The sequence below is a fragment of the Arthrobacter sp. UYP4 genome (assembly GCF_057291175.1).
The window spans coordinates 510,467-520,878 of sequence record NZ_JBXAVU010000002.1; the positions used below are offsets into that span (position 1 = coordinate 510,467).

Genomic DNA, 10,412 nt, shown 5'->3' on the forward strand with positions numbered 1-10,412 from the left:
CCATGCAGCCCTCCGAGGCAACACCCGCACCCCCACCAGAGATCCCGACAGTGAGCGGGGCCGACGCCGGCAAGATCGCGCGCGCCGCGTTCGTCGGTACGGCCCTGGAATGGTACGACTACTTCCTCTTCGGCACCGCCGCGGCGATCGTGTTCAACCGCCTGTTCTTCACGACGCTGGATCCCACCGCAGCGACCCTCGCCGCCTTCGCGACCTTCGGCGTCGGCTTCGCGGCCCGCCCGCTCGGTGCCGTCCTCTTCGGCTTCATCGGCGACCGCGTGGGGCGCCGACCCGCCCTGCTCATCACCATCGTGATGATCGGCTGTGCCACCGGGCTCATCGGCGTCCTGCCGGACTTCGGCAGCATCGGGCTGGCAGCGCCGATCATGCTCGCCATCCTGCGCCTGATGCAGGGCCTGGCCGTGGGCGGCGAGTGGGGTGGAGCCATGACGATCGCCGTCGAGCACGCACCCATCGAGAAGCGCGGCCGGTACGCGGCGCTCGTGCAGGTCGGCTCTCCCGTCGGCACCCTGATGTCCTCCGGCGCCTTCGCCCTCGTCCTGCTGCTGCCCTCGGAGGCCTTCGACTCCTGGGGCTGGCGCCTGCCGTTCCTGGCCGCCTTCCCGCTGCTGCTGATCGCACTCTACATCCGGCTCAAGGTCGAGGAGTCCCCGATCTTCCGGGAACTCGTCAAGCTCGAGGAGCGTGCCAAGATCCCCGCCCTGGAGGTCTTCCGCAACGCGTGGGGCCGCCTGCTCGTCGCTGTCGCCGCCGCGTTCCTCGGTGTCGGCGGGTTCTACGTCATGACCACCTTCGTCATCAGCTACGGCACCGTCACGCTCGGCCTCGAGCGTGGGCTCATGGTCAACGCGACGCTGGTCGCCGCCGTCTTCCAGATCGGCGTCGTGCTCGTCATGGGACGCCTCAGCGAGCGCGTCGGGCCGGGACGCATGACCCTTCTCGGTGGCCTCGTCACCGCCGCAGCGGCGTTCCCGCTGTTCTGGCTCATCGACACGAGGAACCCCGCGGCCATCATCCTCGCCGTGACGCTCGGCATCGCGTTCCTGTCCATCGCCTACGCGGTGACCGGCGCCCTGCTCACCGAGCTGTTCCCGCCCCACCTCCGCTACAGCGGCGTCGCCCTGGGCTACAACCTCGCCGGCGCTCTGAGCGGATTCCTCCCCTTCATCGCCGTCGCCCTGCAGGGCGCCACCGGCGGCGGATCCTGGACCGCGGCCCTGCTGCTCATGGCCGTCTCGCTCATCACCGCAGCCGGCGGCTTCTTCGGCGAGCGCCTCCGCGTGAAGGACAAGGCCATTGTCCAGTGATGTCACGCCCGGGTCCGGGCTCGACGACGGACAGCGCACCCGGATCCTCGACGCCGTCGATGCCGCCTTCGACCGCCAGCTCGCGTTCACGGCCGAGCTCGTCCGCCACCCGTCGCTGCGGGCGCAGGAAGCCAGTGCCCAGGACCTGATGGTCCGCGCCCTCCAGGAACGCGGGTTCGAGCTGGACCGCTGGCAGCTCGAGGAGGAGTCCCTGTCCGGGCATGTCGGGTACGGCCCGACGACGGTGGACTTCGAGGACCTGACCAACGTGGTGGGGACGTACACGCCGTCGGCGCCGGCAGCCGGGCGGTCCCTGATCCTCAACGGGCACATCGACGTCGTCCCCACCGGCCCGGTGGAGACCTGGTCCCGCAGCCCCTGGGATGCCCCGATCCTCGACGGCTGGATGTACGGGCGCGGGGTCGGCGACATGAAGGCCGGGCTCGCCGCGAACCTGTTCGCGTTCGACGCCGTGCGCGCCGCCGGCCTGTCGCCCCAGGGACGCATCCACGTGCAGTCCGTCGTCGAGGAGGAATGCACGGGCAACGGGTCACTCGCGGCGCTGCAGCGCGGCTACACGGCCGACGCCGTCGTCATTCCCGAGCCGGAGGAGGACATGCTCGTCCGCGCGAACGTGGGCGTCATCTGGTTCCGCGTCCGGGTGTCCGGGCAGCCGACGCACGTCCGCGAGATGGCGTCGGGGTTCAATGCGATCGACGCCGCATATCCGGTCATGCAGGAGCTGCGCACGGTGCAGGACCGCTGGAATGCCGAGAAGGGCGAGCACCGGTACTTCGAGGACCTCGACCATCCGATCAACTTCAACATCGGCAGAATCGCCGGTGGCGACTGGCCCTCGAGCGTCCCCTCCTGGTGCGAGTTCGACGTCCGCGCCTCCCTCTACCCCGGTACCTCGGCGGCGGACGCCTGGCGCGAGATCGAGGACTGCCTGGCAGGTATCGACAGCGAAGCGGACATCTCGGCCGTGCGTACGGGCTTCTTCTCCGAGGGCTACGTCCTCGAGGAGGGGTCGGCGGCCGAGCAGTCGTTGGCGGCGGCCCACCAGCACGTCACCGGGGCCGCGTTGCAGAACTTCACGACGCCGGGCTACCTCGACGGCCGCGTGTTCTCGCTCTACGCCGGCATTCCGGCGCTGGTCTACGGGCCGACGTCGGAGGCCATCCACGGCTTCGACGAACGCGTGTCCGTCGAGTCGGTCCGGAACGTCACGAAGACGATCGCCCTGTTCATCGCCGGCTGGTGCGGAGTCGCCGAGACGGCCTGAGCCGTACTACACAGAAGGAGCCCCGCCGGGTGGCGGGGCTCCTTCTGTCTGGGAGTCACTTCGTCGGTTCGTCGAGCTCCCCGAGGCACAGCGCGCGGACGGTGTCGGTGAGCACGTGCAGGCCGTTCACGATGTCCTCGTCGGTGGTGTACTCGTGCTCGTTGTGCGAGATGCCCTCGACGGAGGGGACGAACAGCATGACGGTCGGGACCACGTCCTTCATGTTGGTGGAATCGTGTCCGGCGATCGTCTGGACGCGGGCGTGCTTCAGGCCGCGGTTCGCGGCGATCTTCTCCGCCAGCTCGACGCCCTGCGGCTGGTAGGGCGTGACCGGCCAGCAGTGCGACCCGGTCTTCTCGATGCGCACCCGGGCCCGCTCCTCGATCACCCGGAGCTGCTCGTGCAGTTGCCGGTCGGCGGCGGCGAGCAGTTCCTCGTCGGCGGAGCGGAGATCCAGCAGCAGGCTCACGCGGGACGCGACGACCACCGGGGAGTTCGGGTAGACGTGCAGCTCGCCCACCGAGGTGTGGACGGCGCCCGCCGGGAACGCGTCGGCCACGTCCCGCGCGGCCACGACCAGCAGCGAAGCCCCCAGCAGTGCGTCCTGCCGGTCCGCCATGACCGTCGATCCGGTGTGGGACTGCTCGCCGTGGATGACGAACTCGTACTTGTTCGCCGCCCAGTTCGATGCGACGGCGCCGATCGCGATGCCGTCGCGCTCCATCCCGCGACCCTGCTCGATGTGGATCTCGGCGTAGTAGGCCGGGTCGGGTCCCTCCAACGTGCCGGAGCTCGCCGTCGCTGCCAGTGCCTCGCGCACGGCGACCCCTGCCGGGTCCGTCGTGGCGAGCGCATCCTCGAGGGCGAGCTTCCCCGTGAACACGGAACTGCCCATCATGGACGGCTTGAACCGCGACCCCTCCTCGTTGAACCAGTTCACCACTGCGAGGTTGTAGCGCGGAGCCGCACCGGCCGCGCGCCACTCCTCCGCGAGAGTGAATGCCGCGTGGGCTGCGGCCAGGACGCCGAAGGCGCCGTCGTACCTGCCGGCGGTCGGCTGCGAGTCCAGGTGTGAGCCGACGAGCACGAAGGGTGCGCCGGGAACGAGCTCGAGGAGCCCGAACTGGTTGCCGGCCCGGTCGAAATGGACGGTGAAGCCCTGCACCGCCAACAGGTCCGTGAGCCAGGCACGCTGCTCGCCATCGGCCGGCGAGCCCGCCTGGCGTTCCACTCCTCCCCCGGGCGTGGCTCCGAAGGTACTGAGGGTGGCGAAGTCCTGCAGAAAGGCGGCGTCCCTCCCCTCGTACGTCGACGGGTCAGGGTTGGGTACGGCGTCGTTGCCCATGGCGGTCCATTCTGTGGCGGAATCGGCTGTCCATCCAATCGTCCCAGCGGCAGCACCACGCGGTACTGGCTGTTCTCCACCGATCAGCGGGACCCCGGTGTGCTTTCGCACAGCGCCCGGGGAAACGGCACGGCCGGCCCCGAAGGACCGGCCCTTCCTTCCTGCTACGGGCAGATCAGCTGATCGCTGCGCGCAGTTCCTTCGCGGCCTGTGCGGGATCATCGGCGCTGTAGATACCGCCGCCGATGACGGCGACATCGGCACCCGAGGCCTGGACGTCCTTGAGGGTGGCGAGCTTCACGCCTCCGGCGACGGAAAAGGCGACGCCGGCTTCCTTGCCTGCGGTCAGCAGGGTGTCGAGGTTGTAGCCGTCCTGGGCCTGCTCGTCGAGTCCGGCGTGGAACTCGACGAACTCCGCACCGAGGTCGGTGACCTCTTTGGCGCGTGCTGCCTTGTCGTCGACGCCGATGAGGTCCACGACCACGCCCTTGCCGTGGGCCTTGCCGGCCTTGATGGCTCCGGCGATGGTGGAGTCATCGGCGACGCCGAGCACGGTCACGAGGTCGGCGCCGGCCGTGAAGGCGATGTCGGCCTCGAGCTCGCCGGCGTCCATGGTCTTCAGATCCGCGAAGACGATCTTGTCCGGGTGGGCTTCTTTGATGGCCGTGACGGCGGAGAGTCCGGCGTTCTTGACCAGGGGGGTGCCCAGTTCGATGATGTCGACGTACTCGGCGACCTTCCCGGAGAGCTCGAGGGCGTCCTCGACGGTCAGTACGTCCATGGCGAGTTGCAGTTTCATGATGTTTCCTTTGCTGGCTGGGGGGGATCAGGGGTGGCGCGCTATTCGAGGTTGGCGTGCCGGGGCCAGAGGTCTTCGGCGGGGGTGCCGTCGGCCTTCCAGAGGGTGTGGAACGTGGCGTCGAGCACCAGGAGCAGTGCCTGCTCGAAGAGGCTGCCGGAGTACTGGCGGGACACCGTGCCGCCGTGGTCCGTCTTCTGCGCGGCGGGGATGACCACCACGCGGTGGGCCAGTCCGGCGAGCGTCGACTCGCCGTCGGTGGTCAGGGCCGCCACCCGGGCGTCCACGGAGACCGCGGTCTCTGCAGCAGCGACGGCACCGGCGGTGGTTCCGGAGCCGGAGGCGACGATCAGGAGGTCGCCGGAGCCGATGGCCGGCGTCGTCGTCTCGCCCACCACGTGCACCGGAAGTCCGAGGTGCATGAGGCGCATGGCGTGCATGCGCAGGGCGAGGCCGCTACGGCCTCCACCGGCGACGAAGATCTTCCGGGCCTGCTGGATCTCGGCCACGAGCGCTGCGAGCTGGTCGTCCTGCAGGCTGCCGGCTGCTCCTGCGAGCTCGTCCTGGATCAGGCTCAGACTGGCCGCAACCGACGGTGTGTCCGATGCTCTCGTCACGGGTGGTGCTCCTGCCTGTGGGGATTGGTACAGACTTCAGTCCATCACTCCCCCGGAGCGCTCGACCGCCCAAGACCTACCCCGCTGGACCTAGTTCGCGCAGGGCTAGCCTGACCTGTGGCCCGCGCCACAGCGGCGGGAGGATCAGGCGGAGGCAGGGGACGACGTCGTCATCCCGGCGAGCCTCGCGAGCGCGGCTTCGCTGCTGGATCCCGGCGCCCCGTAGTAGGTGCAGACGCTCTGGTCCGCTTCTCCCGGTACCAGGAGGGTCTGGTAATGCAGCACGAACTCACCGCCGACAGGGTGGTTGAAGCGGATCTCGCCCTGGTCCTTCTCGTGGACGTTCTGGTCCTCCCAGAACCGGGTGAACTCAGGGCAACCCGCACGGAGATCGGCGATGAGGTCGGCCAGCTGGCGGTCCTCCGGGAAGCGTCCGACGTCGAGGTGCAGCATCGCGGTGGTCTGCTCGCCCACCTGCTCCCAGTCCCGGTAGAGCTCACGGGCCTTCGGATCGAGCAGGATGAAGCGGGCGTAGTTGCGGTGCGGAGCCGGAAGCGCCTCGAAGTCGGTCATCAGGGCCCTCGCCAGGCGGTTGCTGGCCAGCACGTCGGTGCGGCGTCCGAGGATGATCGCGGGTACCGATTCCATGACGGCGAGCAGGTCGTACAGCCCGGGGCGAACGCGCTGGGGCTCCAGGCCGGGCGTGTGGTGGGGCAGTGGGGTGCCACAGAGGTTCAGCAGGTGGTTCCGTTCCACCGTGTCGAGGCGGAGGGCCAGGGCGATGGAGTCGATGATCTCCAGCGACACCGCGCCACCGCGGCCCTGCTCGATCCGCGTGTAGTAGTCGGGGCTCATGCCGGCGAGCCGGGCCACTTCCTCGCGCCGGAGCCCGGGCACGCGCCGCACCCTGCCGTCGAACGGCGCTCCGAGCGTGGTCGGCGAGATCCGTGCGCGTCGCGAGCGCAGGAAAGCGGAGATCTCTGCGGCCCGGTCCATGCCTTCCATCTTGCCGCACCCGGGACGTCCGCCGGACCCCGACAGCTACCCCTGGACGGTTGTGTCCCCGTCGAGGGTGGAGTGCGTCCACCGGCCCCCGAGCATGGTCGCCGACACGGCGAAGTCCCGCAGCTGGTGGTCGTCGGCGCGGAGCGGGTCCAGTTCGGTGACCACGAGGTCTGCTACCGACCCCGGCCGCAGCATCGTGCGCCCGTCGGTAGACGCGGCGAGTGCCACCGACGACAGCACGCGCTGCTCGGGGTGCCACGGTGACCGCCCGTCCCGTGCTCGGGACACGGCAGCGGCCATCGACACCCACGGGTCGAGCTGTGCGACCGGCGCGTCCGAGCCGAGCCTGACCTCCGCGCCCGCTGCCACCAGGCTCCCGAAGGCGAAGGCCCGGTGCGTGCGCCCCGGCCAGTAACGGTCCGCGACGTCGCGATCGTCCATCGCGTGCTCCGGCTGGACGCTGGCAGTGACGCCGAGGCGCGCGAAGCGTCCGAAGTCGGCCTCGTCGACGAGCTGGGCATGCTCGATGCTTCCGCCGCAGCCCACCTCCTCGAACGCGTCGAGGGCGAGGGAGTTCGCCGCGTCCCCGATCGCGTGGACCGCCGGCACGAGGCCTGCCGACGACGCGCGGCGGAGCAGGTCGACGAGGTCGGTCCCGCCCACGGTGGAGATCCCGTGCCCCTCGGCTGTGTTCTCGAGTCCGGGGTACGGGGCGTGGCAGAACGCGGTGCGGGTGTTCAGCGAACCGTCGGTGATGACCTTGAACGGGCCCATCGTCACCAGGCCCTCCGTACCCTCGATGACGTCCCCGGTGCGCAGGCCCCTCGCGATGACGGTGTCGAGATCGTGCGGGTACACGCCGGCCCGGACCCGCATACCCCGGATGCCACCGGCCACACGGTGGGCCCACCGGTCGAGGGAGAGGGTCATCTCGAGGTCCACGATGCCGACGACGCCCCGGGCGGCCGCGGCATCGACCGCCTCCCCCACCCAGCCGTCGAGGTGCTCGTCGGGCACCGAGCTGATGCGGGCGTTGACGTCGAAGGCGGCCTGTTCGCGCAGCAGACCCGTGGGGTGGTCGGCGTGCCCGTGGAGGGCGAGGGCCCTGGTGTTGAGCCATGCCGCGTGCAGGTCCTTGCTGACGAGCACGACGGGCACGTCGGACCCGACGGCGTCGAGCAGTTCCCGCGTCGGGGCGTCCGGCCACAGTCCGTCCTGGAAGCCGTAGCCGATCAGGGGCTGTCCGGCCGCGGGCGGCATCGAGAGCAGGCGTCCGGCGACCAGCGCCGCGGCGCCCGCGGCCGATGTCGCCGGGGACAGATCGAGGCGCTGGCGCATGAGCGCCCACTGGCCCATGTGCACGTGCGAATCCCAGAGACCCGGTGACACCCACCGTCCGCCGAGATCCACCGTCCGGGCCGAACCGGGTTCCAGGCCCTGGCCCGCAGCCGTGATGATGCCGTCCTCGACGAGGAGGTCCACTGGTTCACCGGGCGTCCCGACCAGGCGCGCGGAGCGGAGAAGGACGCCACCCACGGAACTGTTCATCCGTGCCACGTACGCCGCATCTCGCGGGCGAGGGCCGGGTTCGCGTAGTGCTCGCCGTGCTCGAGCTCGTCCACGATCCGTTCCACCACGGCGGGAGCCTTGTCCTGGCTGAGCTTGAGCCGCGCGTCGAAGCGGGTCACGCGCAGGCGGATGCCCACCGTCCCCCGGGCCACTCGGCGTGATCCCTCGGGGTCCAGGGCCAGAGCGCTGGGCTCCGGCATGACGGCCTCGAAGGTGTCGACCAGCTTCCCGAGCACTCGGAAGTTCTCCTCGTCGGAGAGGATCTCCGGCTTCCCGTACAGGTGAGCTGTGACGTGGTTCCACGTCGGGATGATCTGGTCCTCGGGATACCAGCCGGGTGAGATGTAGCCGTGCGGGCCCTGGATGATCACCAGTACCTCGTGGTTCCCGAGGTCGTGCAGCTGCTCGTCGGGGCGCCCCACGTGACTGAGGATGCTGATGCTGTCGTCGGACGTCTCCTCGAGCATCACCGGATAGTGGGACGCCACGACTCCGCCGGCCGGTGAGGACACGATCGTCGCCCAGGGATTCTCGCGGACGAGTCGCTTGACCTCGCCGACGTCGGACAGGACGAAGTGTGGCGTGTGGCGCATGCTCGTCACTCTGCCACGAAACTGTTTTTTGGTTTGTTTCCATCTTGTTCAGGTTTCATTAAGTAATGAAACTTGGGCGCGGAATGCATTGACCCGACGCCCGGCGCCGAGTTTGCTGGCGATACCGCCGACCCCCGTGCCGACGGATACTTCCCGCTTCAGCTCCCGTCCAGCACCGGGTTCTGCGCCCGAAACAGGAGAACGATGAGAAAGAAACTGCTCACCATGGCGGCGACCACTACGGTCGCTCTGCTTGCCCTGTCAGCGTGTTCGTCAGGAGGAAGTGAAGCCTCTGATTCCGAAGACCGCTCCATCACGATGGGTGTCACCGATCCCGGCACCCTCACGCCCGGTCGCCAGCTGGTCGCCTACGACTTCTCCATGGCCGTATTCGCTCCGCTCACGTTCCTCGAGTCGGACGGCACCCTCAACTACGTGCAGGCCGAGTCGGTCGAATCCGACGACAACACCACCTGGACGATCACGCTCAAGGACGGCTGGACCTTCCACGACGGAACTCCGGTGACGGCGCAGTCCTACGTCGACTCCTGGAACACCGTCGCCTATGGCCCGAACGCCTTTGAGAACTCCGGCCAAGTGGCGAACATCGTCGGCTATACCGACCTCAACCCCGCGGAGGGCGAGCCCGCCACGGAGGAGATGTCCGGGCTGACCGTCGTGGACGACCTCACGTTCACGGTCGAACTCATCGGCCCCGACAGCCAGTTCCCGCTGCAGCTCAGCCAGGCGCAGACCGCCATGTATCCGATGCCCCCGTCGGCGTTCGAGGACCTCGACGCCTACAACAGCCACCCGGTCGGCAATGGGCCGTTCGAGATGGTCGACGACTACGTTGAGAACGAGACCATCGTGGTCACGGCCTTCGAGGACTACGCCGGGGACGCCCCGACGACCGATCAGATCAGCTTCGTGCCCTACACGGACGAAGTGACCGCGTACACGGATGTGCAGGCCGGCAACCTCGACGTCGCCAGCGTGCCCGCCAGCCGCCTGCCTCAGGCGAGCAAGGACTTCGGGGACGCCTTCTACTCCTTCGAGGCACCCGGCATCTCCTACCTCGGTCTTCCGCTGTGGGACGAGCGATACCAGGACATCCGGGTCCGCCAGGCCATCTCGATGGCCATCGACCGCGAGACGATCAACGAGGTCATCTATGGCGGCGCCAACACGCCCGCCACCGCTTTCACGCCGGCTATCGAGCCCGGGACTCCCGAGGGCATCTGCGGGAAGCTCTGCGAGTACGACCCCGAGGCTGCGGCCGCCCTGCTCGACGAGGCGGGTGGCTTCGAGGGCACCATGGAGATCTCCTTCCCCGGCGGCGGCGGACTCGACGAGTTCTACAACGCCATAGCGAACAATCTCCGACAGAACCTCGGCGTCGATGCCTCGGCGGTGCCGAGCGCTGACTGGGCCGAGTTCTCGGACAACCGGACCGCCGGTACCATCGACGGACCGTTCTTCTCCCGCTGGGGCGCCCTGTACCCGAGCCAGCAGGCAACGATGCGTCCGTTCTTCGTCGAGAACGGGGGCTGCGCCAACTGCATCCCCTGGTACGACCCCGAGGTGAAAGCTGCGATCGACACCGCCGACGCCGAGGCCACCGAGGACGGCGAAGCCTACGCCGCCGTGCAGGAACTGATTCTTGCCGAGTTCCCCGCACCTCCCCTCTTCTTCGAAACCTACTCGTACGTGGTCTCGGACAAGGTGAGTGAGCTGGTGACGTCCCCGGTCGGGAACCCGCGACTGACCCACATCGAGCTCGCAGGCTAGTGGAACCGGGCCGCCGGGTTCCCGTGGGTCCGGCGGCCCGCCACCGACCTGCACCCGTTCGATCAGGGAGGAACGTCCCC

The 10,412-nt window shown here is 69.0% G+C and carries 9 protein-coding genes; 3 read left to right on the plus strand and 6 right to left on the minus strand.

Annotated elements, in window-relative coordinates:
• The first annotated feature begins 2 nt into the window (after positions 1-2).
• Entirely contained in the window at positions 3-1,328 is a 1,326-nt protein-coding gene (locus AC0Z9V_RS11105) for an MFS transporter (RefSeq protein ID WP_459267632.1), read from the plus strand.
• Complete coding sequence (locus tag AC0Z9V_RS11110) at positions 1,318-2,613, plus strand: ArgE/DapE family deacylase (RefSeq protein WP_485141517.1); 1,296 nt, start codon at positions 1,318-1,320, stop codon at positions 2,611-2,613. Before AC0Z9V_RS11105 ends, AC0Z9V_RS11110 begins: the two co-directional genes overlap by 11 nt.
• A gap of 55 nt (positions 2,614-2,668) precedes the next feature.
• Here AC0Z9V_RS11110 and AC0Z9V_RS11115 read toward each other — a convergent pair whose 3' ends face one another.
• The 6 genes from AC0Z9V_RS11115 to AC0Z9V_RS11140 all read right to left on the minus strand — a co-directional run bounded on the left by AC0Z9V_RS11115 (position 2,669) and on the right by AC0Z9V_RS11140 (position 8,541).
• A complete protein-coding gene (locus AC0Z9V_RS11115; RefSeq protein WP_485141518.1) occupies positions 2,669-3,958 on the minus strand; it encodes a M20 family metallo-hydrolase in 1,290 nt (429 codons plus the stop codon).
• A gap of 175 nt (positions 3,959-4,133) precedes the next feature.
• Positions 4,134-4,757, minus strand: a complete 624-nt coding sequence (gene hxlA / locus AC0Z9V_RS11120) for a 3-hexulose-6-phosphate synthase (RefSeq protein WP_485141519.1) — start codon at positions 4,755-4,757, stop codon at positions 4,134-4,136.
• A gap of 41 nt (positions 4,758-4,798) precedes the next feature.
• Positions 4,799-5,374, minus strand: coding sequence for a 6-phospho-3-hexuloisomerase (hxlB, locus tag AC0Z9V_RS11125; RefSeq protein ID WP_485141520.1), 576 nt, complete (start codon positions 5,372-5,374; stop codon positions 4,799-4,801).
• A gap of 144 nt (positions 5,375-5,518) precedes the next feature.
• Positions 5,519-6,370 (minus strand): helix-turn-helix transcriptional regulator, encoded by an 852-nt coding sequence (locus tag AC0Z9V_RS11130; protein WP_485141521.1) that lies wholly within the window; start codon positions 6,368-6,370, stop codon positions 5,519-5,521.
• A gap of 45 nt (positions 6,371-6,415) precedes the next feature.
• Positions 6,416-7,927: an amidohydrolase gene (locus tag AC0Z9V_RS11135; protein WP_485141522.1), complete on the minus strand. Its 1,512-nt coding sequence runs from the start codon at positions 7,925-7,927 to the stop codon at positions 6,416-6,418.
• Positions 7,924-8,541, minus strand: a complete 618-nt coding sequence (locus AC0Z9V_RS11140) for an FMN-binding negative transcriptional regulator (RefSeq protein ID WP_485141523.1) — start codon at positions 8,539-8,541, stop codon at positions 7,924-7,926. Before AC0Z9V_RS11140 ends, AC0Z9V_RS11135 begins: the two co-directional genes overlap by 4 nt.
• Before the next feature lie 318 nt (positions 8,542-8,859).
• Between AC0Z9V_RS11140 and AC0Z9V_RS11145 the strand changes: the two genes are divergently transcribed.
• Positions 8,860-10,332 (plus strand): peptide ABC transporter substrate-binding protein, encoded by a 1,473-nt coding sequence (locus AC0Z9V_RS11145; RefSeq protein ID WP_485141524.1) that lies wholly within the window; start codon positions 8,860-8,862, stop codon positions 10,330-10,332.
• Positions 10,333-10,412: the final 80 nt, after the last annotated feature.

Coding starts and splice junctions, on each gene's coding strand:
- AC0Z9V_RS11105 (WP_459267632.1), top strand. CDS start 3: ATGCAGCCCTCCGAGGCAACACCCGCACCCCCACCAGAGATCCCGACA.
- AC0Z9V_RS11135 (WP_485141522.1), bottom strand. CDS start 7,927: ATGAACAGTTCCGTGGGTGGCGTCCTTCTCCGCTCCGCGCGCCTGGTC.
- AC0Z9V_RS11130 (WP_485141521.1), bottom strand. CDS start 6,370: ATGGACCGGGCCGCAGAGATCTCCGCTTTCCTGCGCTCGCGACGCGCA.
- AC0Z9V_RS11115 (WP_485141518.1), bottom strand. CDS start 3,958: ATGGGCAACGACGCCGTACCCAACCCTGACCCGTCGACGTACGAGGGG.
- AC0Z9V_RS11140 (WP_485141523.1), bottom strand. CDS start 8,541: ATGCGCCACACGCCACACTTCGTCCTGTCCGACGTCGGCGAGGTCAAG.
- hxlA (WP_485141519.1), bottom strand. CDS start 4,757: ATGAAACTGCAACTCGCCATGGACGTACTGACCGTCGAGGACGCCCTC.
- AC0Z9V_RS11145 (WP_485141524.1), top strand. CDS start 8,860: ATGGGTGTCACCGATCCCGGCACCCTCACGCCCGGTCGCCAGCTGGTC.